Here is a 25,661-nt window from a genome sequence, read left to right as displayed (position 1 = left end):
AATCGGTCGCCCGGGTGCAGCCGAGGTACCAGACGGACCGGGGGGCGACCCACGAGGCGATACCCGGCGCCCCGGGGATGGAAAGCGCTTTCCACGGGCACGACGGACCCGCCGGTATGCCGCTTGCACCCTCGGACCGCGAACTCGTCACCGAGGAGCTGGGTCGGGACCCGACCCCCGCCGAGGAAGCGCTCTTCGAGAACCTCTGGAGCGAGCACTGCGCCTACCGCTCCTCGCAGCCGTTGCTCTCGGCGTTCGACTCCGAGGGCCCGCAGGTCGTCGTCGGTCCGGGCGACGACGCCGCCGTCGTCGCACTCCCCGTCCCCGGCACCGAGGACGACGACGAGACGCGCTACTCTGACACCTACATCACGATGGGTGTCGAGTCGCACAACCACCCCTCCTACGTCGACCCGTTCGACGGCGCCGCGACCGGCGTCGGCGGCATCGTCCGCGACACGATGTCGATGGGCGCCTACCCCATCGCGCTGGCCGACTCGCTCTACTTCGGCGACTTCGACCGCGAGCACTCGCGCTACCTGTTCGAGGGTGTCGTCGAGGGCATCTCCCACTACGGCAACTGTATCGGCGTCCCGACGGTCTCGGGCAGCGTCGCGTTCCACGACGACTACGAGGGGAACCCGCTCGTCAACGTCGCCTGCGTCGGCCTGCTGGACGAGGAGCGCCTCGTCACGGCCGCCGTGAAGGAGACCGGGAACAAGCTCGTCCTCGTCGGGAACGGCACGGGCCGCGACGGCCTCGGCGGCGCCTCCTTCGCCTCCGAGGACCTCGCCGAGGACGCAGAGACCGAGGACCGCCCCGCCGTGCAGGTGGGCGACCCGTACACGGAGAAGCTGCTCATCGAGGCCAACGAGGAACTCGTCGAGGAGGACCTCGTGCAGGCCGCACGCGACCTCGGCGCGGCGGGACTGGGCGGTGCCTCCTCGGAGATGGTCGCGAAAGGCGGCCTCGGCGCCGAGATCGAACTCGAGCGGGTCCACCAGCGCGAGCCGAACATGAACGCGCTGGAGATCCTGCTGGCCGAATCCCAGGAGCGGATGTGCTACGAAGTCCGCCCCGAGGAGGTCGACGCCGTCCGAGAGATCGCCGAGAAGTACGATCTGGGCTGCTCGGTCATCGGCGAGGTGACCGAGGACCGCTACGTCTGCACGTTCGAGGGCGAGACCGTGGTCGACGCGCCCGCGGAGTTCCTGGCCGACGGTGCGCCGATGAACGACCTCGACCACGTCGACCCCGAGCAGCCGGGGACGGACCTGCCCGACACCGACCTCCGAGCGGCGTTCGAGGCCGTCGTCGGCTCGCCGAACACCGCCTCGAAGGAGTGGGTCTACCGCCAGTACGACCACGAGGTCGGCACGCGGACGGCCATGCGACCGGGCGACGACGCTGCCCTCGTCGCCATCCGGGAGAGTGCACCCGTCGACGCCGCGCCGGGGACGGGCCTCGCGCTCTCTGCGGGCGCGGACCCCAACTGGACGGACGCCGCGCCGTACGAGGGCGCCCGCGCGGTCGCACTGGAGAACGCCACCAACATCGCCGCGAAGGGTGCCCACCCGCTCGCAGCCGTGGACTGCCTCAACGGCGGCAACCCCGAGAAACCGGACGTGTACGGCGGCTTCCGCGGCATCGTCGACGGCCTCGCCGACGAGTGTTCCGCCCTCTCGGTGCCGGTGGTCGGCGGCAACGTCTCGCTCTACAACGACTCCGAGGCGGGCCCGGTCCCGCCGACGCCGACGCTGGCGATGGTCGGCACGAAACCCGGCTACGACGCCCCGCCCGCCGCCTTCGCAGGGGAGGGGACGGTCCTCGTCGTCGGCGACCCCGCGCTCGACGGCGAGGACGTGTCGCTCGGCGGCTCGGAGTACCTCGCCCAGTACGGCGGTACGGACGCGTTCCCCACGCCGCCCGAGAACGGCACCGAGTTCGTCCGCGCGCTCGCGGGCGTGGCCGACCACGACGCCACCCGGGCCGTCCACGACGTGAGTCACGGCGGCCTCGCGACCTCGCTGGCCGAGATGGTCACCGACGGGACCGGCGCCGACCTCGACCTCGGCGACGGGGACGCGGCCCGACTCCTGTTCAACGAGCGCGTCGGGCGCGCGGTCGTGGAGACGACCGACCCCGAGGCCGTACGCACCGCGTTCGACGGCGTCGCGCCCGTCCACGAGGTCGGTGAGAGTACGAGCGACGGGGCGCTCTCCGTCGCGGCCGGTGGGGAGTCGCTCTCGGCCACGTTCGAGGAGATTACGGAACTGCGGTCGATTATCGACCGCGAACTGGCCTGATTATCATCGAATCGGCGCAATTATCAGATTATTCCCGGGATTCGGCAGTCATTCTGAGCGTGCACTATCGTCAGTCCACTGGGCGCGCGCTGGCGGCTGTGCCGCAGGCCAGCCGCCGCGCTACGCGTGAGGGCTGAGAAGCACAGGCCGAACGAAGTGAGGCCGAGCATCGCAAGCGGATGGGGAGGCGTGAGGCTCACGACAGCCGACTGACGAACGGCGGACCTGGTGGACTCGAAGGGCGAGGGCTTCGGAGGCAGTTCCCTTCTCGTCAGATTCTCATTCACCATAGGGCCGATCCCCACACGGTCCCGAACGAAGATTGAAACCCGACGCCGACCCAGAACGCAACCAGAAACCCACATACACCGATGAAGACCCCCACCGGAACCTCCGTCGGCGTGGACGACCCGTACGCCCACGTCGAGCGCTGCGACCACCTGACCGACGACGGCCGGTGTCGCTACGCCGCCGAGTACGGCCGGCACGACCCCGAGTTCGCGGCCGAGCGCCGGGCCGACGACCTCCGGTGTCCCGCCGCGGACCCGGAAGGCGAGTGGAACTGGGCCGACTGCCCGCACTTCCGCGCCCGCCAGCGCTCGCGCGAGTGCGTCCGCTGTGGCCTGGAGGAGGTCCGGATGGCCAACATCGAGGCCCGCGACACCCGACCCCTCCTCGAGGAACATCACCTCTCGTATCGGGGCAGAGAGGGCGACCAGCAGGAGCCCTCGGGCGAGCGAGCAGAGAGCAGCGAAGCGACGAGCCGCGAGCAGGAGCCGGAGGCCGACATGGAACACGAGATCACGGTCTACCTCTGCCGGTGGTGTCACGCGAAGGTGCACAACTCGTGGGCACGTGTCGACGACGACGCGTCCCCGGACCCCGAGGCCATCGCCGCGAAGGAGGAGCGCCGGTCGCGCGAGCAGGCCGAGACGGGGTTCGAGACGGCCGCCGAGCGGTTCGACCCCGGTGACACCGAGGATAGCGGCTGACCGCGGGGTTGCTACCGGACTTTTGTCCTCGGGCGTGCTCGCATCCGTATGAGCGACCAGCCACACCTCGGCCACGTCCACCTGAAGGTGCGGGACGTGGACCGGTCCATCGAGTTCTACCGCGATGTGCTCGGCCTCGACGTGACCGAGCGCCACGGGAACTTCGCGTTCCTCACGTTCGGCGAGCATCACCACGACCTCGCACTGCAGGGCCTCGGCGAGGGGGCGGCCGCCCCCGGGCCCGGCGTGGGGCTCTACCACTCGGCGTGGGAGGTGCCCGACGGGACGGCCCTCCGCGAGACGTACGAGCGCCTGCGCGAACGCGGCGTCCAGGTCGCACCGGTCGACCACGGCATCTCGAAGGCGCTCTACTTCGACGACCCCGCGGGGAACGGCGTGGAGGTGTATCTCGATACACGCCCGTCGCGTGAGGTCGAGGAGTGGGCCGGCCGGAACGAGCGGTTCGACCCGACGGCACTCTGACCGGGGGCCACGACGCCCCCGCGAGGACGAACGTAAACGAGCCGTTTCTGCCGAGTCACGCGTTTCAGGAGGCTTATCCCCGTCCACGAGAGAAGAGGCAGTAATGACCCGTATCGTCGTGGTGGACAACCACGGACAGTTCACCCATCTGGAGCAGCGGGCGCTCCGCGACATCGGTGTCGACACCGACATCGTCGACAACGAGACCCCGCCCGACGAGGTCGAGGCCGACGGCGTCGTCCTCTCGGGCGGTCCCGACATGGACCGTATCGGCCGCGCACCCGACTACCTCGACGCGGGCGTGCCCGTCCTGGGCATCTGCCTGGGGATGCAGCTCATCGCCGCCGAACTCGGCGGCGAGGTCGGCGCCGGCGACTACGGCGGCTACGCCGACGTGACCGTCCGCATCGATGACGAGGACGACCCGCTGGTCGGCTCGCTGGCGCCCGAGACCCGGGTGTGGGCCAGCCACGCCGACGAGGTCAAGCGCGTCCCCGAGGGCTTCACCCGCACGGCGGAGAGCGATGTCTGCGGCGTCGAGGCGATGAGCGACACCGACCACGACCTCTACGGCGTCCAGTGGCACCCGGAGGTCGCCCACACCGAGCGTGGCGAGGAGGTGTTCGAGAACTTCCGCGCGGTGTGTGAGGGGCGGTAGCGGCCCACACGCCGGGACCCGTCCGTCAGCCGTCGGACGCGCACGACCGATTTATGTCGGCGCGCGAGTACGTCGGCATAACAGCCACCACCCCCCTCCACAATGAGCAACACACAGGGCGATCTGGCCTCGCTGTCGCGGTTCATCTTCCGGGCGCCGAGCTGGTACTCCAGCATCGCCTTCGCGCTCCTCATCGCCGCGTTCGCGGGCGTGGCCGCCTTCGACTCCCGGTTCGTCCTCGAGGACGCGTGGCAGGGGGTCTTCTACATCGGCGTCCCGACGGTGGCCGCGTCGCTGCTGACCCCGCCCGTCGACCGACTGTTCGGCGGCCACCTCACCCCGAACCGGGCCTCGTTGCTCGCGCTGACCTGCGAACTGGTCGTCGTCGTCGTGCTGACCGCAGCGGGCGCGGTGGCCGTGCTGACGGGGCTGGGCCAACAGTTCGTCTTCGACGCGCTCGTGGCGTCGCTGGCCAGCATCTTCGCCCTCCGGTTGCTCGTCATCATGGCCGTCTCGCACGAGTCGCTGGCCGCCGCCGTCGTGCCCGCCAGCATCCAGACCGTCGCCGCCGCCGTCCTCCTGTTCATCTACAGCGGGACGCTCCGCTTCTTCGAGGTCGGTGGGCCGCTCACCCAGGTCTTCCTCAACCGCGCCGATCAGGCGCCACAGGAACTCACCGTCGTCGGCCCGGAGACGTTCGTCCTGCTTGCCATCACCTGCGTACTGTACGTCGGCTCGGTCTACGCGTTCCTGCTGGTCATCGACCGGCCGTGGCGGAACTCGCTGGGGGTCTCGGTGCTGGACTTCCTCCGGGGCTTCGTCGGCCACATCGCCGAGGGGACCGACGAGCTGGAGGAGTTCTTCGAGCAGCTCGGCGAGGAGGCCGTCGTCCCCGTGACCGTCCTAGCGTTCCGCGAGCCCGGCGGCGTCGAGAAGGCCCGCTTCGTCCTCCCGATGATCCACCCGGGGCCGATGGGCGAGATCGGCGGCGGCAACCTCCCCGAGCGCGTGGCCCAGGAGGCCGACGGCCTCGCGTTCCCGCCGCACGCGACCGCAGGCCACGACTTCAACCTCGTCACGGCCCGCGAGGTCGAGACCATCATCGACGCCGCCGATCGCGCGTTCGACGAGATCGAGTACACCGCCGAGGCGACCCGCTCGCAGCGCACCAGCCACGGCGAGGCCACCCTCATCGGGCAGGCGTTCGGCGACGACGCGTTCATGACCGCCACCTACGCGCCCGCCTTCGCCGACGACGTGGAGTACGCGGTCGGGCTCTCGGCCCAGGCCGAGGCCCGCTCGGGCGGCCTGGAGGACGTCCTGCTGGCGGACGCCCACAACTGCAACAACGGACTGGAGGGCGACGACCTCGGCCACATCACGCCGGGGTCGAAGCGCTCGTTCGACATGATCCAGGCCGCCGGCGAACTGGGCGAGGCCCTCGGCGCGGCCGCGCGCCACCCGCTCGAACTCGGGGTCGCCTGGGACCGCACGCGGTGGACCCCCCAGGACGGCATCGGACCGCTGGGCATCCGGGTCGCCATCACCCAGGTCGACGGCCAGCGCACGGCGTACGTCGTCATCGACGGGAACAACATGGAGCCCGGGCTCCGCGACCGGCTCGTCCGGCGCCTCGTCACCGAACTCGACCTCGACGACGCGGAGATGCTCACGACGGACACGCACATCGTCAACACCGTCGAGGCGGTCAACCAGGTCGGTACCGCCATCGACGGCGACGAACTCGGCGACGCGGTCGAGGCGGTCACCCGGGAGGCCATCGACGACATCGGCCCCGTCGAGGCGGGGATGGCGACCGAGCGCGCCGAGGTCACCGTCTTCGGCAACGACCGCACGGAGACGCTCGCCTCCCACGCCAACGCGATGATCTCGATGGGCGGCGCGCTCGCGGCGGTGTTCATCCTCGCGGTGACGGCCATCAGCGGCCTCATCTTCTTCCTGGCGTAGTCGCGTTCGGGGTCGTGCGGTTCCATCGCGCTCTCTGACGGGGATGGCGATTCCGACGGCAACGGAACTGCTTCCGAAGCCCTCGCGTTCTCGACTCCCCCTTCGAGTCCACCAGGATTCGGCTGTTCCACGGGCGCTGTGGCCCTGCCCTTCCCCGAGGTCGCGCGGGCTCCACTTCGTTCCACCACGCGCTCCCGGCCAAGTGGTGGTTGGTCGACCGGCCGGTTCCGGGACTAGGAAGCGCGCTCGCGCCCCCGCTGTGGAGACCGCGAGCAGGGCGGGACTCCGTCCCGCTTGCAGTCGGCGCGGAGTGATCTGAAAATCGCGTCGCGATTTTCATCATCGCGGAAATCTGTGATTTCCGGAGACGCCGACGACGACAGCGAGCGTGTCGGAACACAGCGGCGTCCTCGTGAGCGAAGCGAACGAGGTGGTTCGAGACGGCGAAGCCGTCTCGTCATGCCGAAAATCCTCGATTTTCGAGCAGCTCGTCAGAGCTTGCTCTGACGGTGCGAGCGCGGGGAGGTGTGGGGCCACTAGCACTCCGATGGAACCACCACGCCCGAACGCTCGGTGCCACAGGCAACAGGGCGGGACTGAAAGGGGCCGCTCGGCTGGCGGCTCTGCCGTCCTCAGAACGCGAAGCGTTCTGATGGGCTGCACGAGAGCTCCGCTCTCGTGAACGCCAGCGATACATTTCTCGGCGGAGCCGAGAAATCGCTCGACGACGGCGGCCGACGTAAGCACCGCAGGGTGAGCGGAGCGAAACCGAGGAGCGCAGCGAGGTCGTTCGAGAGAGCGAAGCTCTCTCGTGATGACGAAAATCTCCGATTTTCGAACCACCCCCGAGTCGAGCGGGCGGGGGCTTTCGACACGGTTCCGTCGTGGTCCCGTTTTACAGAGAGCGGGCGGGCGCTTTCGACAGGGCTCCGTCGTGGCTGTCGCCGCCGTATTGTGAGCGGACGGGACCTTCTACACGGTTCGGGCGTCGTCGCCACCGTCACAGCGATAACCGCCGGGAACGCCAGATTCTGGCATCGAGCCCGAAGAGCGGTTCGAGCGACAACAACCCCACAATTCCCGAGATATCTCGCAGAGGCCGCCAATCCACCAGTTATCATCCAAATATCCACATCTCTCTCCCAACTAAATCGTCACACATCCCGTCCCGCAACCCGAATCCATTTGAGCCACAGGACCCTCCCCCGATACAATGGTAAGCACGCTGTGGCTGGTGGGTGGAGGCATCCTCCTCTACACCCTCGTCGCGATGACCCTGAAGGCGCAGGGGCGGCTCCCCGAGGCCATCCGCGTCTCGGGACCCATCACGACGATCCACACCCAGCGCGGCAAGGCGTTCCTGAACTGGCTCGCAGGGCCCAGGCGGTTCTGGCGGGCGTGGGGCAACCTCGGCGTCGGCATCGCGCTGGTGGTGATGGTCGGGTCGTTCGCCCTGGTCGCGTTCGCGGCGGTCTCGGCCATCCAGAACCCGACACCGACGGCCCTGAACGAGCCGCAGAACGTCCTCGCCATCCCCGGCGTCAACGACTTCCTCCCCCTCTCCGTGGCGCCCGAGATACTCACGGGACTGCTCATCGGCCTCGTGGTCCACGAGGGCGGGCACGGCCTGCTCTGCCGGGTCGAGGACATCGACATCGAGTCGATGGGGCTGGCGCTGCTGGCGTTCATCCCCATCGGCGCGTTCGTCGAGCCGGACGAGGCCTCGCGCAACCGCGCGAGCCGGGGCGGGCAGACCCGGATGTTCGCGGCCGGCGTGACCAACAACTTCGCCGTCTCCGTCCTCGCGTTCCTCCTGCTGTTCGGCCCCGTCGCCGGCAGCATCAGCGTCGCCGCCGGCGCCCCCATCGGCGGCTCGCTCCCCGGCTCGCCGGCCAGGGACGCCGGCATCGACCGGGGAACCGTCATCACGAGCGTCGAGGGGCAGTCCGTCGAGGACGCCAACGCGATGCAGGCGGCCCTCTCGGACTCGACCGCGGACACCGTCTCGGTCGGCCTGAAGGGTGGGGAGTCGGTCCCGGTCCAGCGCGAGGTGCTCGTCACCGTCGCGGTCAGGGACGGCCCCATCGCGGTCAACGAGACCATCACCGCGGTCAACGGGAGCGAGGTGTCGACCGTGACCGGCTTCGAGGACGCCGTCGCGTCCCGCCCGGTCGCCGACCTGACCGTCCGCGGCGCGAACGGCACCCGCTCGGTAACCATCCCGGTCGGGACCTACAGCCTCGTCGCGCCCGACGGCGCGCTCGCGGGGCAGACCGACCTCTCGGGCGGCGAGACGGTCATCGTCACGTCCATCGCCGGCAACCGGACCGTCGACTTCGACGACCTGAGCGCGGTCCTCGACGGGCGCCAGCCGGGTGACACCGTCTCCGTGACGGGCTACGTCGGGGGCTTCGACGGCGAGCGCCGCACCTTCGAGGTCGAACTCGGCGGTAGCGGTGAGGACGCCGTCCTCGGGGTCAGGGTCCAGCGCGGCGTCTCCGGGTTCGTCCTCGACGACTTCGGGGTCGACGTCTACCCCGCCGACACCTTCCTGACGGTCCTCGGTGGGAACGGGGGCGGCGGCATCGGCGGTATCGAGCGGGCCTACCTCACCCTCGTCCTCCCGTTCGCGTCGCTGACGCTCCCCAACGTCGGGTACAACTTCGCCGGCTTCGTCGGGCCGGTGACGAACTTCTACAGCGTGAGCGGCCCGCTCGGGCTGCTCGGGCCCGGCCTCGTCTTCCTGCTGGCCAACCTGCTGTTCTGGACGGCGTGGATCAACCTCATCATCGGCCAGTTCAACTGCGTCCCCGCCTACCCGCTGGACGGCGGCCACATCCTCCGGACCTCGACCGAGACGGTCGTCTCCCGGCTCCCCGTCTCGGACGGCCGGGCGCTCACCTCGGCCGTCACCACGACAGTCAGCATCGTGATGATCGTCGGCCTGCTGGTGATGGTGTTCGGGCCACGACTGCTGACCTGACGAGTGGTGGCCGGTCGCAGACCACCCGGCACCCGGACGGGCACGCCGATGGTGTCGCTCGCCCCTGCCCGCCGAGAACTGTCGTCTCACGGTGCCAACACGACGACTGCTCCCTACCGCGATGACTAGATATAACAATTCGCGTGCCGAACATCTCCCATGACCCGCGACGCCCGGGGAGGGGCCGGCCCGGTCCGGCAGCAGACGGGCGGCGTGGTCGTCGGCGCGCTGGGTGCGACCCTGCTCACGGTGCCGCTGACCAACGTGTATCGTGACCTCACGATACGGGGCAATCCGCTGTACGCAACACTCCTCGAGAGCGCCGGCACCATCGCCTTCGCGGCGCTGCTCGTGGCCGCGGGCGTCTGGCTCGTCCGCGGCGACCACGAACCGTCGTTCGGCTGGACCGTCGCCAGATGGGTCGTCGGGGTCACACTCGTCGTGACCCTCACGGTCGCCTCGACGGTGGGCATCCAGTACTACACCCAGGGCGGCCTGGAGCCGTTCGCGCTCGCCGGGGACACGCTCATCGTGGGTGCGGTCGGCGGTCTCGGTGTCGGGGTCTACAACGCCCGCGTCGAGCAGAAGCGCGAGGAACTCCGCGCAGAGCGCGACCGGTTCTCGGCACTGTTCGAGAACGTTCCGAACTCCGTCGTCTCCGTCCGCCTCGAGGACGACAGCCCCATCGTGGACTCGGTCAACCCGGCGTTCGAGGAGGTGTTCGGCTTCGCCGAGGGCGAACTCCGGGGGCAGAACCTCAACGACTACGTCGTCCCCCGAACCGCGGACGGGCGGGCCGTGGAGCCGACGACCGAACGGAGCGTCGACGCCGACCGCGAGCGGGGCGAGTGGCAGGGGAGCGAGGTCACGCTGAAGACCGACGATGGGCTCCGGGACTTCATCCGGATGACCGCCCCCGTCAGCGCGCCGACCGAGCAGGACAAGTACGGCATCTACATCGACATCACGGAGCGCAAGCAGCGCAAGGAGCGGCTGCGGGTCCTCTCGCGCATCCTCCGGCACAACATCCGCAACAAGCTCACCGTCATCATGGGCCACGCGGATCGCCTGGAGGAGTCCCGGGCGGCGGCCGCCATCACGGAATCCGCGGAGCAACTCGCGACGCTCAGCGAACGGACCGTCGACATCGAGAAGGTGGTCTCGGGTGACCTGACGCTGCGGACGATGGAACTGCGGTCGCTCGTCGACCGGGCACTGGAGGACGTCGACGCGACCCACGACGGCTGGACCCGGGAGATCGACTGTCCCGGCGACGAGTACGTACAGGGGACGACCGCGCTCGTCGCGGCCATCGGAGAGCTCGTCGAGAACGCCATCCTCCACAGCGACCAGACCACGCCGCACGTCGAGATTCGAACCCGCCGGTCGCCCGACGGCACCTACTACGAACTCGTGGTGGCCGACGACGGCCCGGGAATCCCCGAGATGGAGATCGATGAGATGCTCGACGAGACGGCTGCCTCCAAGGTCAACCACGCGACCGGCATCGGGCTGTGGGCCGTCAACTGGATCGTGAGCGACGCGGGCGGGGAGCTCAGGTTCGAGGAGCGCGAGGCCGGCGGGACGGCGGTCACGATTCGCCTGAAGCCGGCAAGCGACAGCGGCGAGGGTGCGACCGCGGCAGGAGAGGCCGGGACGACCGCCGAGAGCGGCGGTGAGCAGTCCGGGACCACCGACTGACGAGAGTCGCGGGAACCGACCGGCCGGGGCGGCGTCGGCACTACCGCTCGGCGAACCAGTCGGCGAACTTCGCGAGCGCTCGCCCACGATGCGAGACGGCGTTCTTCGCCGCCGCATCCATCTCCGCGAAGGTCGTCCCGTCGTGCTCGAAGATGGGGTCGTAGCCGAACCCGCCGTCGCCGCGTGGCTCGACGATACGGCCCGGCACGACACCCTCGAACAGCTTCACGGGGAGGGCGCTCCCATCCGCGGCGCCGCCCGCGACCTGCGCGTCCGTCGTTGCACTGTCGCGGTCGGCAGCCGCGAGGTCCTGGCCCCGGCGCTCGCCGCGGTCGACGGGTTCCGGCGTCGCGGCGAAGTCGTCGCCGTCGCAGTAGCCGATGACACAGCGGAACGCCGCGCGTGCGACCGCATCGTCACCGTCCGAACCCGCGGCGGCCTCCCGGGCGACCCGACCCGTCAGCTCCACGCCCAGCGTGTTCTCGACGTACGAGGAGTACGGCCCCGGGAACCCGTCCAGCGCCTCGACGAACAGGCCGGCGTCGTCGACGATGACCGGCTCGCCCGCGTGTCGGTACGCCTCGCGGGCGCCGTGGGCCGCGATGGGCCCGAGTGTGGGCGCCTGGATCTCGGTGTAGTCGTAGTCCAGCGCCGTCACGTCGTCGAGGTACTCCTCGGCCTCCCGCACCTTCCCGGGGTTGGTCGTCACGTACCGAAGGGTCATGGCCGACCGTCGGTGCGGTCCGGGGGTAGTGGTGTCGGTTCGGCCCCGGCGGGGGCTCAGAGATGCGTCAGCAGGAACTCGGCGGCGTGGCCGGCGGCCTTGTCGGCCTGCCCGACGAAGTGGTGGTCGGCGCTCATCTCGACGGTGTCGACCCCCAGTTCCCGAGCGCGCTCGACGACCGGCTCCCAGTCCGCGGTCGTGTCCCGGCTCCCGTAGACGACCCGCACGGGCGCCGCGATGTCCGCGAGCGCCTCGTCGACGGAGCGCCGGATGCCGCCCGTGACACCGACAGCTGGGGCGAGCGCGACCACCGCCCGCAGCGGCCGCCCGTCCGCACCGTCCGCGGCCGCGGCCAGCAACGCGACCGCCCCGCCGAACGAGTAACCGAACAGTCCCACGCGGTCCTCGCCGAAGCGGTCGCGAGCCCACCGGCAGGCCTGGCGCACGTCGGTCCGCTCGCCGTGGCCCTCGTCCCAGTCGCCGTAGTCGAATCGGAGGCAGGCGACGCCCTCGGCGACGAGGGCATCCGAGAGCGCCCGCAGCCGCGCGTCCGTCCGCCTGCCGCCGTACTGTGGGTGTGGTGGGCAGGCGACGACGCAGGCCGTCGCCTCGCCGTCGGGTGTGTCGAGCGTTCCGCGCACGTCGCGCCCCCCGGGAACCAGCACGTCCTCGCTCATGCACCGGGGGAGGTCGGGCGCGGGGTTAGTTCCCGCGGTCGAGAGGACTCGACGCCCGGAACGTCCCCGGAAGCAGGGGAATTATCCCCGCTGGGACCCAAAACGGAGGCAATGGGAATCCTCGAGAACAAGCGGCGCGCCCGGGTCTTCTACCGGTACCTCTCGCAGGTGTACGACGAGATCAACCCGTTCATCTGGAACGAGGAGATGCGTAACGAGGCCCTCGAACTGTTCGGCCTCGAGGAGGGGGACCGCGTGCTGGACGTGGGGTGTGGGACCGGCTTCGCGACCGAGGGGCTGCTGGAGTACACGGAGGACGTCTACGGGCTCGACCAGTCCGAGCACCAGCTCGAGAAGGCCTACGCGAAGTTCGGCAAGCGCGGACAGGTGAAGTTCCACCGCGGGGACGCCGAGCGGCTGCCGTTCAAGGACGACTCGTTCGACGCGCTCTGGTCGTCGGGCAGCATCGAGTACTGGCCGAACCCGGTCGACGCGCTGGCGGAGTTCCGCCGCGTCGTCAGGCCCGGCGGGCCGGTGCTGGTCGTCGGCCCGAACTACCCGAGCTCGACGGTGTTCCAGAAGCTCGCGGATGCCATCATGCTGTTCTACGACGAGGCCGAGGCCGACCGGATGTTCGCCGAAGCCGGCTACGAGGAGTTCCGCCACGTGACGATGGGGCCCGACTACAACCCCGAGATCGCCATCACCACCATCGCACGCGTGCCGGGCGGGACGGACGAGACCCCCGGAGATGCCACCGACGCCGAGACCGACCCCGTCGACGCGTCGGCTGACGACTGAGACGGCGTCCGGTCGACCACGGCCTCCGGAGCCCGGAGCGGCCGCAGCGAGCATCCGCGACACCGGAAACGAATCACGCCAGTTCCCGGATTAATCGCACGTTAACCCCGGTATCCGACCGGCCCGACCGGCATCACTCGGCCGTCGCTGCCGCCTGCGCAACCACGTGCTCGCCCTCGACGACTCGGACGACCACCCTCGAGTCGGGGGTCAGGCCTGGCCGGTTCGTCCCGGCGAGCCTGACCGCAGCGGTCTCGCCGGCCGACCAGTGCGGGTCGGCAGCGCTGTTGAACGGACCGGTGGGCCCGGCGTGGAAACCTCGGGCCGCGAAGAACGGCACCGGCGGCTGGTGGGTCAGCGGCTCGCCACCGACCGTCACGTGAACCCGCAACTCGCGCACGTCCAGCCGGTCGCCGCCGCCGTGGGTGCAGGCGAGCCGGTCGGTCCCGGCGTCGACCCGGCAGTCGAGCTGTGCGACCGGCGGGGGCGCCGTGGGAGCAGCATCGGTCAGGACGGCACCCCCGACGACGGCCGCGAGCCCGACGGTGACGGCCACGAGCAAGACCACCCCGAGGACGGGCGAGACGGCACGATGACGGCGCGCGAGCACGGGGGGTCTGGCCGCGCCATCGGACAAGAAGCTACGGGCGCCGGGTCGCTCAGCCAGTGGGGGCGCCGTCGCTGAAGACCGTCGTCGTGACGTTCCGCTCCCCACTGACGGCGGTGACCTGGACTGTCGGCCCGGGTGCGATGATCCAGCGCTGGCCGTCGACATCGGTCACCCCGACCGGGTCGCCGTCCACCAGCACCTGGGCCTGGACCGGCTCACCGGTCGTCGTGTTCCGGACCGTGACGAGCATCGGGCCGCCGGTCCGGGTCCGATCGATGCTGACGTTGATGCCCTGGGACGCGTTCGTCGCCGCGGACACCGTCGGAACCGCCGAGAGATCCTTGTACTGGATCTCGTGGAAGACGTCACGCGTCGCGCCATCGAGGAATATCAGGAGGTCGTGCGTCCGGCTGGTCCCGTGCGGGTGGCCGACCTGGACGGAGTAGACGCCAGCGTTGAACAGGAACGGCTCGCCGGTGAACGACCCCGCCGAGGTGGGGCCACGGTCGAACGCCCACGGGTAGAGCTCGGCCGCCCGCTGTCTGGCGGCCCCGAGTCTGTCGCCGCTCCGCTCGAACTGGTCGATTCCGCCGGGGTTGCGGGCCGACGGAACGTACGCCTCGCGGAGGTACTCCTGGGTGAAGGCCCCACGGTCGATGGTCGCGAGGATGACCCCCTGGCTGGAGGTCTCGACGTAGACCCTGGTCGGTGGTTTGTCACCCCGGATGGCCGCGGCCGTCCGGGAACGAACCGGACCCACGAGCGGGAGCAGACGGGCCTTCTGTGCGGCGATGCGCCGATCCGTGACCGGTTTGCCCACGGCGGAGCTGTACGTGTACAGCAGGTCGACCGACTCCCGGAGCGACCGGGCCGCCCGGTCGATGGTGGCCACCTCGCGCAGGTACGTGCGGGTCGAGATCACCCCCTCGTTGTACTGCTCCAGGGCCCGGGCCTCGCGGTCCTCGAGGGCCTCGATCCGGGTGTCGATGCGGTCGGCACCGCGCTCGACGACGAGGCGCCGCTGGGTCCGGTTCTCGCCGGCGGCCTCGAAGGCCGCCCGGAGCCAGGTCGTCTCGTAGGTCGAGTGCGTGGCGCTGTTGTCGGCAGCCATCGCGCCACCGACGTCGAACGTGGCCGTCCCGGTCCGCCTGGTCTCCAGATCAGCCGCGAGCGTGAGGTAAGCAGTCGTGTTCCGGTCGGGTCGGACCGGATCACGGAGATCGGCGGACGGTACCGTCGCCGGGGACCGTGGCTCGCGCTCGGTTCCGGGGTCCGCAGACGGGGTCGAGGCGGCCGGCGAACTCGATGGGGAGGCCGGCGTACCGACCGACGGCAGGCCCGCCACCGGAGCGAGCACCACCGCGAGCGCGAGCACCACCGCGAGCACAGCAGCCGCCACGTGGAGGGAACGGGGACCGCTCATATCTCCCCCCTCCGCCCCCGGGAGTAAAAAGCCGTCCGTCACGCCCGGATGGCCAGGGAACCGGCCGACATCGCTCCACAGGACGCCCGGAGCGTGCTCGAGACGTTTCATTCGGCCCGCAGACGTTTCATTCCCGATGGAAAGCGTTTTCCGCGCTCCACCGCCACCGGCACGGTATGCGGGCGAGGTCGCGTGCCGCCCTCCAGTCGACGTTTGCCCTCGCCGCCCTCGCCGCGATGGTCGTTGTCGCCGCGACCGCCCCGGCCACGGCAGTAGCCCCTGCTCCGGCCGAACGGGTGGCCGACACCGGGACGCCGGCCCTCGACGACGGGGGACCGGCGTTCGACAGCCGGTCCACGGCGCTCGCGGCAACACAGTCCGAGACCCCTCCACGTGACAGCACGTCCCTCGTTGTCGACCTCCAGCCGAACGGGAACGCACGGTGGACGGTCATGACGCGGTTCGCACTCGACAACGAGAGCGACCGGGCCGCCTTCGACGACCTGGCGCGCCGGTACGAGCGCGGCGACACCGACGTCGGCTTCGACATCGAGACGTTCCGTCGGGCCAACCGCGCGGCCAACGCCACCGTCAACCGGTCGATGGCCATCCGCTCGGTGGAGCGGACCACCGCGGTCGTCCCGGGGGAGAACGGGACCGCGACCGGTCGGCTCATGCTGAACTTCACCTGGACCGCGTTCGCCCGGACCAGCGACGGCCGCCTCCGCTTTGGCTCCGCGTTCAACACGACCGACGGGACGTGGCTCCCGGGACTGGCCGCGGACCAGACACTCGAGATCCGGCCGCCGCGCGGCTACGGGGTCTTCACCGCGACCACCCGCCCGCGGGCGGGGATCCTCCGCTGGAAGGGTCCGACGACCTTCGAGCCAGGGGACGTGGCGGCCGTCTACGAGCGCAACGGCGGCCCGACACCCACGCCGACCCCGGCCACCCCCGGGTCGCCGACAGCCACGCCCACGACCAGCGCGACGAGTCCGTTCGGGGACCGCGGGCTATCGGGCGACCTCGTGTTCGTCGGCGGAGTCGGGGGGCTGCTCCTGCTCGGCGCCGTACTGCTGGTTCTCCGGCGACAGCGCGACGACGGGGACGGCACCGGCGCGCCGGCAGCGGCGGGCGGGGGTGGCGACGGCGGCGAGGCCACGCCCGACGAGGGCGAGACGGCCGGTGCCGCTGAGACGGCCGGCGCGGCGGCTGCGGGCGCGACCGAGGACGAACCCGAGGAGGACACGGAGCTCCTGAGCGACGAGGAGCGGGTCGAGCGGCTGCTGGAGCGCAACGGCGGACGGATGAAGCAGGCCAACATCGTCTCCGAGACGGGCTGGTCGAACGCGAAGGTCTCACAGCTCCTCTCCTCGATGGACGAGGCCGACCGCGTCGACAAGCTCCGGATCGGCCGCGAGAACCTCATCAGCCTCCCGGACGAGGACGTGACCGAACTCGACGAGGAGTGAGGGGCGCGACGGAGAGCGGGTACGAGGACAGAGGCCGGCGTCTGGGCCGGCCTGTGGGGCGTTCCGGAGGCGGTCCGGAATCGGCTCGAACAGGCCCCCTATCACCGGCTCCTCCCGCCACTCGTCGCGGCGTTCGGAAACGTTTATTCACGGACGACCGCTGGGTTGTAACGACTAGCATGAAGATACTCGTCACCGTGAAAGAGGTGGCCGAGGTCGAGGACGAGTTCCAGATCTCTGGGCTCGACGTCGACGAGAGCTACCTCGAGTACGACCTCAACGAGTGGGACGACTACGCCGTCGAGGAGGCCGTCCAGACCAGCGAGGAGAACGACGACGTGGAAGTTGTCACGGTCACCGTCGGGCCCGAACGGTCCGAGGAGACCATCCGGATGGCGCTCGCGAAGGGTGCCGACCGGGCCATCCGCGTCTGGGACGACGCCCTCGAGGGCGCCGACTACCTCTCGACGGAGGCCAAGGCCGAGCTGCTGGCCGCGGTCGCCGAGGAGGAGGACCCCGACCTGATCCTCTCGGGCGTCCAGTCCGGCGACGACGCCAACGGCGCGACCGGCGTCGCGCTCGCCAACAAGCTCGACATGGAGTGGGCCGCGGTCGTCAACACGCTCGACCTCGATATCGAGGGGCAGGTCGCCCACGTCCACCGCGAGCTGGAGGGTGGCATCGAGGAGCTGACGGACGTGCAGACGCCCGCCGTCCTCACCATCCAGTCCGGTATCAACGAGCCGCGCTACGCGAGCCTGCGCGGCATCCGGCAGGCCCAGCAGAAGCCACTCGACGTCAACGAGCTGGGCGACCTGGGACTCGACGAGTCCACGCTCGAGTCCGACATCGAGCGCACCTCGATGTACGAGCCCGAATCCGAGGGCGACGCGACGCTCTGGGAGGGCTCGCCGGAGGAGACGGCCGGGGAGCTTGCTAACTTCCTCCGCGACAAGGGGGTGGTCGACGGATGACGGACGTTCTCGCCATCACCGAGCACCGTCGTGGCGAGCTCCGCGATCCCTCCTTCGAGGTCATCACCGCGGGCCGTGAGCTCGCCGACGAGGTCGGCGGCGACCTCCACCTGGGTGTCATCTCCGGCGACGTCGACGCGTTCGCCGAGGACCTCAACCGCGACGGCGTCGACGCCATCCACACCGTCGACTACGGTGAGGAGTTCAACCACGACGTCTACGCCCAGGCCATCCCGCAGCTGTTCGAGGCCAGCAGCGCGAGCATCCTGCTCATGCCGAACACGGTCAACGGGCTCGACTACGCCCCGGCCGTGGCCGACGACCTGGACCTGCCGCTCGTGACCGACGCCGTCGGGCTCGAGGGCGGCGACGTCACGGAGATCATCCGCGAGCAGTACGGTGGCAAGGTCGAGGCGACCTACGACATCGACAGCGAGGCGTTCGCCGTCACCGTCCGGCCGGCCGAGTGGCCGAAGGCCGAGGGTGACGGTGACGCCGAGGTCGCGGCGGCCGACGTCGATATCGACGAGGACGCCATCGGCTCCGAGGTCACCGGCTTCGAGGAGGTCGGCGGCGGTGACGTGGACATCACGGAGGCCGACGTGCTCGTCTCCATCGGCCGCGGCATCGAGGAGGAGGAGAACCTCCCCCTCGTCGAGGAACTCGCCGACGCGCTCGGCGCGACGCTCTCCTCGTCCCGGCCCATCGTGGACAACGGCTGGCTGCCGAAGAACCGGCAGGTCGGCCAGTCCGGCAAGGTCGTCACGCCGGACGTCTACATCGCCATCGGCATCTCCGGCGCCGTCCAGCACGTCGCCGGCATGAAGGGTGCCGACACCATCGTCGCCATCAACACGGACCCCAACGCACCGATCTACGACCTCGCCGACTACGGCATCGTCGACGACCTGTTCGACGTCGTCCCCGAGCTCATCGAGGAGTTCGGCGGCGAGGCACCCAACCTGTAGGCGGTTCGTCCCACTCGTTCCTTCTTTCGCCAGCCGACCAGCGGCACCGCCGGACAGCCGACCAGCAGCGGCGCCGGGTGGCTCAGGACTCGGCCGCGTGGGCGTCGAACGCGCTGGCGACCGCGAGCGCGGGCGGAAGGAGCGTCGCCAGCCCCAGCAGACCCAGGCCGACCAGCAGCGCGACGGCGCCGGCGAGTGCCTGTCCGACGAGAACGACCAGCGCGGCCAGCGTCGGCAGCGGCGAGAGCCGGGCGAGGTGGCGTGCCATCTCGCGGGGACGGCCGTCGAAGCTGAACGCGACGATGGCGACGAGGAGGTGGAGTCCGGTGCAGCCGAGTCCGGCCGCGACCAGCAGGAACGGAGTGACCTGGAGGGCCATGTCCGGCTGTCGTCCCGGAGGAGGCCTGAAACCAGCGGTCTCCTCCGGGACGACGGCCGGATGGAGCCGGGGTCAGTCGGCGCCGGAGGGCGAGCGGTACCGGTCGTCCCCGGAGTCGGAGACGGCATCGGCGTCCTCGGGGGGCGTTCGCCACAGCGACCGGACGACCGGGACGAGCCCGCCAGCCACGAGGACGACGCCAGCCGGCGGCACGGCGGCCGGGATCCGACCGCCGAGCGCGAGCGAGGAGAGCAGGAAGGCGACGATGGCGGGCGTGACCGTAAGCGGGGCGAGTCGTCGAGCGGCAGCCGCGGCACGGCCGCCGCGCAGCGAGGCGACGACGGCGACCGAGAGGCCGGCCGCCGCCGCGAGGATGCCGAGCGCGGTCGCCGCGAGGACCGGGAACGGGAGCGTCTGCATATCCGGATGGACGGGTCCCATGGGGGAGTGCGTTGACACTAGATACATGGACTGCGAGAGAGCCGGCATCGTCCGGGGGAACGACCCCCCACTCGGGACGCCACGGGGGTCGTCGGGCGTTCCCAGGTACCCGACTCCGTCACGTACTTCCGGCCTCCGGGCCTCTGTCACCGTGATGGAGTACCTGGAACGTCGGCGGGGGCTCGTCGAGGACCGGCTGGAGGCCGTCCTCGACGGGATGGAGCCGCCGACGCTGGCCGAGCAGGTCCGCCACGTCTCGCTGTCGGGGGGCAAGCGCGTCCGCCCCACCCTGACGATGCTCACCTGCGAGGCCGCCGGCGGCGACCCGCTGGCCGAGGAGTCGGTCGCCGTCGACTTCGCGGTCGGGGTCGAACTCGTCCACAACGCCTCGCTGGTGATCGACGACATCATCGACGAGTCCGACCTGCGCCGCGGCGAGACCGCCGCCCACGTCGCGTTCGGCCACGGCCCGGCCATCATCGCCTCCGACGGCCTGCTCGGCGAGGCCTTCCACCTCTTCTCCGCGGACGAGCACGCCACGCAGATCGTCGCCGAGGCGATGGTCGAACTCGGGATGGGCGAGGCGACGGAACTGGCGGCGCTGCCGGCAAACGAGGGCGAGTACATGGACCTCGCGCGCCGGAAGACGGGCGCCCTGTTCCGGGCGGCCGCCGAACTCGGCGCGGTCGCCGCCGACACCGACCCCTACCGGGTCGAGGCGTTCGGCGAGTACGCAGAGCGCGTCGGCGTCGCCTTCCAGATCCGCGATGACGTGCTGGACGAGACGGCCGACCCCGAGGAACTGGGCAAGCCGACCGGCCAGGACGCACAGATGGAGCGCCCCTCCATCGTGCAGGTGACCGACCTCTCCCCCGAGGAGGCCAACCAGCGCGCCCGCGACGAGTCAGACGCCGCGCTGGAGGCGCTGGACACCGCCACCCGCCGGGACTCCCGGGCGGTCGACTACCTGCGCGACCTCGCGGAGTTCGTCGTCGTCCGGGAGAAGTAGGAACGGGGCCAGGGGCTCGGTGCGGGGGATGACTCGAACGGTCTCGCGCTCTCTCACGGTAACAGCGACCGCGGCCACCGGAACGCCTACGAAGCCCTCGGCCGCTCGACCGTCCGGGCCTCGCTGCGGTCCTCGGGCTGCACAGCAGCCCTGCGGTCCTTGCTTCGTCCGGGACGGGTCGAGCGGCCTCGCCCTTCGAGTCCACCAGGGACGCGGCCTGTTCAACGGGCGCTGTGGCCCTGCCCTTCCCCAGGTCGCGCGGGCCTCCCGTTGGTCGGCCACGCGCTCCCGGCCGGGGAGCGGTTGGTCGACCAGCCGGTTCCACCAACAGGAAGCGCGCTCGCACCCCCGCTGTGGAGACCGCGAGCGCCAGCGAGCGTGTCGGAACACACGCGGGGCGAGCGCGGGGAGGTGTGGGGACACTAGCACTCCGCTGGAACCACCACGCACGAACGCTCGATGCGGCAAGCAACAGGGCGGGACTGAAAGGGGCCGCCCGCTCGACGAAGCACGACGACGCAAGCACCGCAGGGAGCGCCGAAGGCGCGACCGAGGAGCGCAGCGAGTCGCGCGAGTCGAGCGGGCGGGGGCTTTCTACACGGTTCTGTTGTCGCAGTCGTCGTCGCAGGGGGAGCAGAATAGGGCGTTCAATCCGTCTCTACCGCCAGATTAGTCAATTTAGACAGCCTATTTGCAATAAACTTAGATCATATGTATACTAATACACTAATAGTAAAATTATTCTCTAAATCTCTCCAGAACGGGCATCTCAGCGACATCCGCCTCGGACAGCAGCGACCAGTCGATGCCTCTCGGTTTCCCCGCCGCGCCGGTCTCGACGGTCCGCTCGGGCGTGACCACCAGATCCAGCGCCGCGTCGTGCTCGTCAGTCACCCACTCCTCGTCGCGCACCTGTAGCTCGTGGACCGTCGTCGCCACCGGCGTCCCCTCGTCCACGAGGCCGAGTTCCCGGAGGACTGCCCACTCCAGGTCACTGAACCCCTCGCCCTTCCCGATGCGTGCGCCCGACGCCGAGACGGCGACGCTCCCCGAGACGACGAGGTCGACCTCGGGCATCTCGTCGGGCCCGACCTGCCGGCCGTGCTCGCCGATGCCGCTGACGGTGGTCGCGGCATCGTAATCCTCCAGCACATCGGGGTCGAGTTCGAGGAAGCACCGCTCGTCGCGCAGGCGCGGGACCGCCATGTAGACGATCTTCCCGGCGCGGAGCGCGGCCCGGCGGACCGGAAGCTGGGGGGCATCCGGGTTCGCCTTCACCGTCTCTGCGGCGCGCCACGCCTCGGTCCCGGTCAGGCGCTCGGCCGCCGCATCGGCGCCCGCGAAATTGGGGATGCGGCCGTGCGGCGGGAAGGGGAACCGCGCGACCCCTTCGTCCTCCAGCGCGTCCCACACCCGCTCGCGGAGGGACTGCTTGTCCATGGTCGGGGTTCGGCGCGGGGCGACGTGTGCCTGCCGGCTCCGGCCCGCACCGAGGCCGGCCCGGCACCGTGCGAGACGGTGCCGGGCCACCGCAGGGTTGAGGCCGGATGGGACCCGACCGCCGGTATGCTCGAACTCGACGGGAGCGCCGGCGGCGGCCAGCTCCTGCGGACGGCGCTCGGCCTGTCGGCGGTCACCGGCCGGTCGTTCGAGATGACCGGCATCCGTGGCGACCGCCCGGACCCCGGGCTGAAGCCACAGCACCTCGCCGCGGTCGAGGCCGTCGCGGCCGCCTGCGACGCCGCGGTGGCGGACGCCGAGTACGGCTCCGAGACGCTGACGTTCGAGCCCGGCCCCGTCCGCCCGGGCGAGTACGAGGTGGACATCGACACCGCGGGCAGCGTGCTGCTCGTGTTCGATGCACTCGTGCCCCTCTCGGTCGCGCTCGACCGGGACGAGGAACTCGTCGTGCGCGCGACCGGCGGGACGGACGTGAAGTGGGCACCGACGACCGACCACTACCGGCGCGTGAAGCTCCCGCTGGCGCGGCGGGCCGGCATCGACGCCCGCGTGGCCCTCTCACGGCGTGGGTTCTTCCCGGTAGGCGGGGGCGAGGCCAGCCTCCGACTCGGGAGCGCCGACCCCAGCCCGCTCGAACTGACAGGCGCCGGGCCGACCGAACGGCTCGCCGTGCACTCGGTCGCCGCCGAGGCGCTCGCGGACGCCGACGTGGCCGAGCGCGGCGCCCGCGCCGCCCGGCAGGCGCTCCGGGACCTGACCCGGCTCCCGGTCGAGACCCACCCCGAGTACGTCGAGACGGACTCGGCGGGCGCCGTCCTGACGGTGGTCGCGCACGGCCCGGACGCCGGCGCGGGCTTCGACGGCCTCGGGGAGCAGGGGAAACCGATGGAGGACGTGGCCGGCGACGCCGTCGGCGCGTTCGACCGGTTCCGGCGGGCGGGTGGGACTGCCGAGGGTGGCCCGGCCGTCGACGTGCATACGGCGGACCAGCTCGCCGTGGTGCTGGCGCTAGCCGGCGGCGAGGTGACGACACGCCGGCTCACCGACCACCTGCGGACGAACCGGGACCTCGTGGCGGCGTTCGGCGGCAGCCTGGAACTCGACGGCGGCGACCCAGCGACCGTCCGGTGTGACGACCCGCTCGTCGGGTGAGCCGCGGGCCGGTCACTCCCCGTCGGACTCGGGGCCGGACCCCTCCGCGTCCGCGTCGGCAGCCGCGGCCGTCTCCCGGTCCGCGCCGCGGTCGGCCAGGCCCGCGAGGTGGGGTGCCTCCGGGACGATGATCTCCTCGGCCCCGAGCCGGGCCGCGTTCTCGCTCCCGGGGAGACAGAAGACGGGGACACCGCGCGCGATGCCCGCGAGCGCACGCGTACCGACGACACGGGTGCCGACCTCCTCGTATGAGAGCCGCCGGAACAGCTCGCCGAAGCCCGGCAGCTCGGTCCGCAGGACCGGTCGCACGGCGTCGATGGTCACGTCGTCCGGCGTCACGCCCGTTCCACCGGTGGTGACGACCGTGTTCACGTCGTCACGCGCGACCAGCCGGTCGACGGTGGACTGGATGCCGTCCAGGTCGTCGTTGACGAGTTCGCGGACCTCGACCTCGTGGCCGCCGTCCTCGAACGCCTTCACGATGGCGTCGCCGGCGGGGTCGTCCTTCACGCTCCGCGTCGAGGAGACGGTGACCACCCCCGCGCTGATGGTCTCGACGTCGTGGGCGTGGTGCGAGTGGCCACCGTGGTCGTGGTCGTGCGAGTGGTCGTGGTCGTGCGGGTCGGGCTCCTCCTCGTGTGCGTGGTCGTGGTTGTGTCCGTCGTCGCTCATGGGGCGGCGTTCGACCCGGCGGTAGGTTAGTGTGCGGGGAGCGGCGAGGGGCGAGACAGGAGATACCAGCTGAAACACGGATTTTGGCGGAATGTGTGCCGAACAGGCCAGAAGTACTGATATTTCGACATCAGTCCCCGTACTTCGCAACGCCGGCGCCGACGAGCAGGAGGGCCGCGCCCCCGACCAGCGGGCCGCGCACGCCGTCGCCGGCCGGGTCCCCACAGGAGGGCTCCTCGCTGACGGCGACCACGTAGTCCTCACCCTCGTAGGTGACCGCGAGCGCCTCGGTGAAGACGCCGCGCTGGACGAGCGCCTGGCGCGCGCCACGCACCTGGTCGAACACCTGTTGCTGGTCGTCCGTGAGGTCAGCGTAGGCGACCCGCGTGAGGTTCTCGGGTGGCTCCTCGACGGCGGTCACCGTGATGCCGGCGACCGTGCGGCACTTCTGGGCGTCGACGTAGGCCGCACCGCCGGCGCTCATCGCGACGAGGCCGGCCACGAGGACCACCACACCCAGGTACGAGGTCCGCATCCGGTGGAGATAGCCGCGAGGCCGATATGGGTCTTGCGTCGGGGGGTCGACCCAGGACGATGCCACTCGCTCACAGTACCGCTACCGTTTTGAGCCGCGCCCACGACGACCGGTCTATGAAGGCCGTCTATTACGAGGAGCACGGCGACACCGACGTCATCCAGTACGACGAGCTGCCGGACCCCGAGGTCGGCCGCGACGAGTGCCTGGTCGAGATGAAGGCCGGCGGACTGAACCACCTCGACGTCTGGACCCGGCGCGGGATGCCCAGCCCGGGCGAGTTCCCGCACATCCCCGGCAGCGACGGCGCGGGCGTCGTCACGGAGGTCGGCGAGGACGTGACCCGGTTCGAGGCGGGCGACCGCGTCGCCGTCGCGCCGGCCACCTCCTGCGGGACCTGCGAGTTCTGCCGGGACGGCGACCGCTCGCTCTGTGAGAACTTCATGCTCATCGGCGAGCACACGACCGGCGTCCACTCCGAGTACAGCGCGCTCGCCGAGGACAACCTCGTCCCCATCCCCGACGACGTGAGCTTCGTCCGCGCGGCGGCCGCGCCGCTCGTGTTCCAGACCGCGTGGCGGATGCTCACCACGCGCGCCGAGGTCAAGCAGGGCGAGAAGGTGCTCGTCCACGGCGCCTCCGGCGGCGTGGGCCACGCCGCGGTCCAGATCGCCGCCAACGCCGGCGCCGAGGTGTGGGCCACGGCCTCCAGCGAGGCCAAGCTCGAACTGGCCGCGGAGTGTGGCGCCGACCACCTCATCAACTACGACGAGGAGGACTTCGTGAGCGCCATCAAGGGCGACACGGACGGCCGCGGGGCCGACGTGGTGGTCGACCACATCGGCGCGGCCACCTGGCAGGACTCCATCAAGGCCTGCACGCAGGGCGCCCGCCTGGTCACCTGCGGCGCGACCACCGGCCCGAAGCCCGAGACCAACATCACGCAGATCTTCTGGAAGCAGCTGGACATCATGGGCTCGACGATGGGCACGCCGGGTGAGATGGACGACGTCCTCTCGCTGGTGTGGGACGGCACGTTCACGCCGTACGTCCGTGAGGTCCTGCCGATGAGCGAGACGGCTCGCGCCCACGAGATGCTCCAGGACCGCGAGGGCTTCGGCAGCGTCGTCGTCGTCCCCGACGACGAGTACGAGGAAGGCTCGTACGGCGACGTGACCGGCAGCATCTGAACGGCGAGAACCACCGCCACGCCGGATGAATACCGGCGGATGCACGGCACAGGGAACTTACCACCGGCGGGGGACCCGCTAC

The 25,661-nt window shown here is 70.6% G+C and carries 23 protein-coding genes; 14 read left to right on the top strand and 9 right to left on the bottom strand.

Annotation, left to right across the window (positions count from 1 at the left end):
* Window positions 1-116: 116 nt before the first annotated feature.
* The 7 genes from purL to P2T62_RS05340 all read left to right on the top strand — a co-directional run bounded on the left by purL (window position 117) and on the right by P2T62_RS05340 (window position 11,091).
* Window positions 117-2,306: a phosphoribosylformylglycinamidine synthase subunit PurL gene (gene purL / locus P2T62_RS05370; RefSeq protein ID WP_276260456.1), complete on the top strand. Its 2,190-nt coding sequence runs from the start codon at window positions 117-119 to the stop codon at window positions 2,304-2,306.
* Between the two features lie 371 nt (window positions 2,307-2,677).
* Entirely contained in the window at window positions 2,678-3,298 is a 621-nt protein-coding gene (locus tag P2T62_RS05365; RefSeq protein WP_276260455.1) for a DUF7097 family protein, read from the top strand.
* 48 nt (window positions 3,299-3,346) lie between these two features.
* Window positions 3,347-3,781 (top strand): VOC family protein, encoded by a 435-nt coding sequence (locus tag P2T62_RS05360; RefSeq protein WP_276260454.1) that lies wholly within the window; start codon window positions 3,347-3,349, stop codon window positions 3,779-3,781.
* Window positions 3,782-3,884: 103 nt separating this feature from the next.
* Window positions 3,885-4,439: a GMP synthase subunit A gene (locus P2T62_RS05355; RefSeq protein WP_276260453.1), complete on the top strand. Its 555-nt coding sequence runs from the start codon at window positions 3,885-3,887 to the stop codon at window positions 4,437-4,439.
* 102 nt (window positions 4,440-4,541) lie between these two features.
* Window positions 4,542-6,407 (top strand): DUF2070 family protein, encoded by a 1,866-nt coding sequence (locus P2T62_RS05350; RefSeq protein ID WP_276260452.1) that lies wholly within the window; start codon window positions 4,542-4,544, stop codon window positions 6,405-6,407.
* A 1,213-nt stretch (window positions 6,408-7,620) separates the two neighbouring features.
* On the top strand, window positions 7,621-9,390 hold the full coding sequence (locus P2T62_RS05345) for a site-2 protease family protein (protein ID WP_276260451.1): 1,770 nt from the start codon (window positions 7,621-7,623) through the stop codon (window positions 9,388-9,390).
* Window positions 9,391-9,549: 159 nt separating this feature from the next.
* Window positions 9,550-11,091, top strand: a complete 1,542-nt coding sequence (locus P2T62_RS05340) for a sensor histidine kinase (RefSeq protein WP_276260450.1) — start codon at window positions 9,550-9,552, stop codon at window positions 11,089-11,091.
* Window positions 11,092-11,131: 40 nt separating this feature from the next.
* On the opposite strand, the gene P2T62_RS05335 is transcribed toward P2T62_RS05340, so the two are convergent.
* Window positions 11,132-11,815, bottom strand: coding sequence for a non-canonical purine NTP pyrophosphatase (locus P2T62_RS05335; protein WP_276260449.1), 684 nt, complete (start codon window positions 11,813-11,815; stop codon window positions 11,132-11,134).
* Window positions 11,816-11,871: 56 nt separating this feature from the next.
* Window positions 11,872-12,492: an alpha/beta hydrolase gene (locus P2T62_RS05330; protein ID WP_276260448.1), complete on the bottom strand. Its 621-nt coding sequence runs from the start codon at window positions 12,490-12,492 to the stop codon at window positions 11,872-11,874.
* A gap of 111 nt (window positions 12,493-12,603) precedes the next feature.
* Between P2T62_RS05330 and P2T62_RS05325 the strand changes: the two genes are divergently transcribed.
* Window positions 12,604-13,293 carry a methyltransferase domain-containing protein gene (locus tag P2T62_RS05325; protein WP_276260447.1) on the top strand — a complete coding sequence of 230 codons (690 nt, stop codon included), beginning with the start codon at window positions 12,604-12,606 and terminating at the stop codon, window positions 13,291-13,293.
* Window positions 13,294-13,426: 133 nt separating this feature from the next.
* Here the strand turns inward: P2T62_RS05325 and P2T62_RS05320 are convergent, their stop codons facing one another.
* Window positions 13,427-13,903, bottom strand: a complete 477-nt coding sequence (locus P2T62_RS05320; RefSeq protein WP_276260446.1) for a type IV pilin domain-containing protein — start codon at window positions 13,901-13,903, stop codon at window positions 13,427-13,429.
* Window positions 13,904-13,952: 49 nt separating this feature from the next.
* Window positions 13,953-15,326 (bottom strand): DUF7096 domain-containing protein, encoded by a 1,374-nt coding sequence (locus P2T62_RS05315; protein WP_276260445.1) that lies wholly within the window; start codon window positions 15,324-15,326, stop codon window positions 13,953-13,955.
* A 176-nt stretch (window positions 15,327-15,502) separates the two neighbouring features.
* Here P2T62_RS05315 and P2T62_RS05310 point away from each other — a divergent pair, with 176 nt between their 5' ends.
* From P2T62_RS05310 to P2T62_RS05300, 3 genes are all read left to right on the top strand, one after another.
* Window positions 15,503-16,798 (top strand): helix-turn-helix transcriptional regulator, encoded by a 1,296-nt coding sequence (locus tag P2T62_RS05310; RefSeq protein WP_276260444.1) that lies wholly within the window; start codon window positions 15,503-15,505, stop codon window positions 16,796-16,798.
* A 179-nt stretch (window positions 16,799-16,977) separates the two neighbouring features.
* Complete coding sequence (locus P2T62_RS05305) at window positions 16,978-17,772, top strand: electron transfer flavoprotein subunit beta/FixA family protein (protein ID WP_276260443.1); 795 nt, start codon at window positions 16,978-16,980, stop codon at window positions 17,770-17,772.
* Complete coding sequence (locus tag P2T62_RS05300) at window positions 17,769-18,740, top strand: electron transfer flavoprotein subunit alpha/FixB family protein (RefSeq protein WP_276260442.1); 972 nt, start codon at window positions 17,769-17,771, stop codon at window positions 18,738-18,740. The genes P2T62_RS05305 and P2T62_RS05300 overlap by 4 nt, the downstream gene beginning before the upstream one ends.
* 82 nt (window positions 18,741-18,822) lie before the next feature.
* On the opposite strand, the gene P2T62_RS05295 is transcribed toward P2T62_RS05300, so the two are convergent.
* Both P2T62_RS05295 and P2T62_RS05290 read right to left on the bottom strand, forming a co-directional pair.
* On the bottom strand, window positions 18,823-19,119 hold the full coding sequence (locus tag P2T62_RS05295; RefSeq protein WP_276260441.1) for a hypothetical protein: 297 nt from the start codon (window positions 19,117-19,119) through the stop codon (window positions 18,823-18,825).
* A 72-nt stretch (window positions 19,120-19,191) separates the two neighbouring features.
* Window positions 19,192-19,539, bottom strand: a complete 348-nt coding sequence (locus P2T62_RS05290; RefSeq protein WP_276260440.1) for a hypothetical protein — start codon at window positions 19,537-19,539, stop codon at window positions 19,192-19,194.
* A 175-nt stretch (window positions 19,540-19,714) separates the two neighbouring features.
* Here P2T62_RS05290 and P2T62_RS05285 point away from each other — a divergent pair, with 175 nt between their 5' ends.
* A complete protein-coding gene (locus tag P2T62_RS05285) occupies window positions 19,715-20,569 on the top strand; it encodes a polyprenyl synthetase family protein (RefSeq protein ID WP_276260439.1) in 855 nt (284 codons plus the stop codon).
* A 738-nt stretch (window positions 20,570-21,307) separates the two neighbouring features.
* On the opposite strand, the gene P2T62_RS05280 is transcribed toward P2T62_RS05285, so the two are convergent.
* A complete protein-coding gene (locus P2T62_RS05280) occupies window positions 21,308-22,009 on the bottom strand; it encodes a 5-formyltetrahydrofolate cyclo-ligase (protein ID WP_276260438.1) in 702 nt (233 codons plus the stop codon).
* Window positions 22,010-22,135: 126 nt separating this feature from the next.
* Between P2T62_RS05280 and rtcA the strand changes: the two genes are divergently transcribed.
* The gene (rtcA, locus tag P2T62_RS05275) at window positions 22,136-23,182 is read left to right on the top strand and encodes an RNA 3'-terminal phosphate cyclase (protein WP_276260437.1); all 1,047 of its coding nucleotides are present in this window, start codon (window positions 22,136-22,138) and stop codon (window positions 23,180-23,182) included.
* 12 nt (window positions 23,183-23,194) lie between these two features.
* On the opposite strand, the gene P2T62_RS05270 is transcribed toward rtcA, so the two are convergent.
* Together P2T62_RS05270 and P2T62_RS05265 are read right to left on the bottom strand one after the other, a co-directional pair.
* Complete coding sequence (locus P2T62_RS05270) at window positions 23,195-23,854, bottom strand: MogA/MoaB family molybdenum cofactor biosynthesis protein (protein ID WP_276260436.1); 660 nt, start codon at window positions 23,852-23,854, stop codon at window positions 23,195-23,197.
* 130 nt (window positions 23,855-23,984) lie between these two features.
* The gene (locus P2T62_RS05265; RefSeq protein WP_276260435.1) at window positions 23,985-24,389 is read right to left on the bottom strand and encodes a DUF7979 domain-containing protein; all 405 of its coding nucleotides are present in this window, start codon (window positions 24,387-24,389) and stop codon (window positions 23,985-23,987) included.
* A gap of 116 nt (window positions 24,390-24,505) precedes the next feature.
* Here P2T62_RS05265 and P2T62_RS05260 point away from each other — a divergent pair, with 116 nt between their 5' ends.
* The gene (locus P2T62_RS05260; RefSeq protein ID WP_276260434.1) at window positions 24,506-25,579 is read left to right on the top strand and encodes a zinc-binding dehydrogenase; all 1,074 of its coding nucleotides are present in this window, start codon (window positions 24,506-24,508) and stop codon (window positions 25,577-25,579) included.
* Window positions 25,580-25,661: the final 82 nt, after the last annotated feature.

Origin of the sequence: Haloglomus litoreum (genome assembly GCF_029338515.1) — an archaeon.
In the GTDB taxonomy this organism is placed as follows: Archaea; Halobacteriota; Halobacteria; order Halobacteriales; family Haloarculaceae; genus Haloglomus; species Haloglomus litoreum.
The sequence above is the reverse complement of the archived record's forward strand: the minus strand, read 5'-3'. Positions and strand labels throughout refer to the sequence as shown.

Coding starts and splice junctions, on each gene's coding strand:
- purL (WP_276260456.1), top strand. CDS start 117: ATGCCGCTTGCACCCTCGGACCGCGAACTCGTCACCGAGGAGCTGGGT.
- P2T62_RS05365 (WP_276260455.1), top strand. CDS start 2,678: ATGAAGACCCCCACCGGAACCTCCGTCGGCGTGGACGACCCGTACGCC.
- P2T62_RS05360 (WP_276260454.1), top strand. CDS start 3,347: ATGAGCGACCAGCCACACCTCGGCCACGTCCACCTGAAGGTGCGGGAC.
- P2T62_RS05355 (WP_276260453.1), top strand. CDS start 3,885: ATGACCCGTATCGTCGTGGTGGACAACCACGGACAGTTCACCCATCTG.
- P2T62_RS05350 (WP_276260452.1), top strand. CDS start 4,542: ATGAGCAACACACAGGGCGATCTGGCCTCGCTGTCGCGGTTCATCTTC.
- P2T62_RS05345 (WP_276260451.1), top strand. CDS start 7,621: ATGGTAAGCACGCTGTGGCTGGTGGGTGGAGGCATCCTCCTCTACACC.
- P2T62_RS05340 (WP_276260450.1), top strand. CDS start 9,550: ATGACCCGCGACGCCCGGGGAGGGGCCGGCCCGGTCCGGCAGCAGACG.
- P2T62_RS05335 (WP_276260449.1), bottom strand. CDS start 11,815: ATGACCCTTCGGTACGTGACGACCAACCCCGGGAAGGTGCGGGAGGCC.
- P2T62_RS05330 (WP_276260448.1), bottom strand. CDS start 12,492: ATGAGCGAGGACGTGCTGGTTCCCGGGGGGCGCGACGTGCGCGGAACG.
- P2T62_RS05325 (WP_276260447.1), top strand. CDS start 12,604: ATGGGAATCCTCGAGAACAAGCGGCGCGCCCGGGTCTTCTACCGGTAC.
- P2T62_RS05315 (WP_276260445.1), bottom strand. CDS start 15,326: ATGAGCGGTCCCCGTTCCCTCCACGTGGCGGCTGCTGTGCTCGCGGTG.
- P2T62_RS05310 (WP_276260444.1), top strand. CDS start 15,503: ATGCGGGCGAGGTCGCGTGCCGCCCTCCAGTCGACGTTTGCCCTCGCC.
- P2T62_RS05305 (WP_276260443.1), top strand. CDS start 16,978: ATGAAGATACTCGTCACCGTGAAAGAGGTGGCCGAGGTCGAGGACGAG.
- P2T62_RS05300 (WP_276260442.1), top strand. CDS start 17,769: ATGACGGACGTTCTCGCCATCACCGAGCACCGTCGTGGCGAGCTCCGC.
- P2T62_RS05295 (WP_276260441.1), bottom strand. CDS start 19,119: ATGGCCCTCCAGGTCACTCCGTTCCTGCTGGTCGCGGCCGGACTCGGC.
- P2T62_RS05290 (WP_276260440.1), bottom strand. CDS start 19,539: ATGCAGACGCTCCCGTTCCCGGTCCTCGCGGCGACCGCGCTCGGCATC.
- P2T62_RS05285 (WP_276260439.1), top strand. CDS start 19,715: ATGGAGTACCTGGAACGTCGGCGGGGGCTCGTCGAGGACCGGCTGGAG.
- P2T62_RS05280 (WP_276260438.1), bottom strand. CDS start 22,009: ATGGACAAGCAGTCCCTCCGCGAGCGGGTGTGGGACGCGCTGGAGGAC.
- rtcA (WP_276260437.1), top strand. CDS start 22,136: ATGCTCGAACTCGACGGGAGCGCCGGCGGCGGCCAGCTCCTGCGGACG.
- P2T62_RS05270 (WP_276260436.1), bottom strand. CDS start 23,854: ATGAGCGACGACGGACACAACCACGACCACGCACACGAGGAGGAGCCC.
- P2T62_RS05265 (WP_276260435.1), bottom strand. CDS start 24,389: ATGCGGACCTCGTACCTGGGTGTGGTGGTCCTCGTGGCCGGCCTCGTC.
- P2T62_RS05260 (WP_276260434.1), top strand. CDS start 24,506: ATGAAGGCCGTCTATTACGAGGAGCACGGCGACACCGACGTCATCCAG.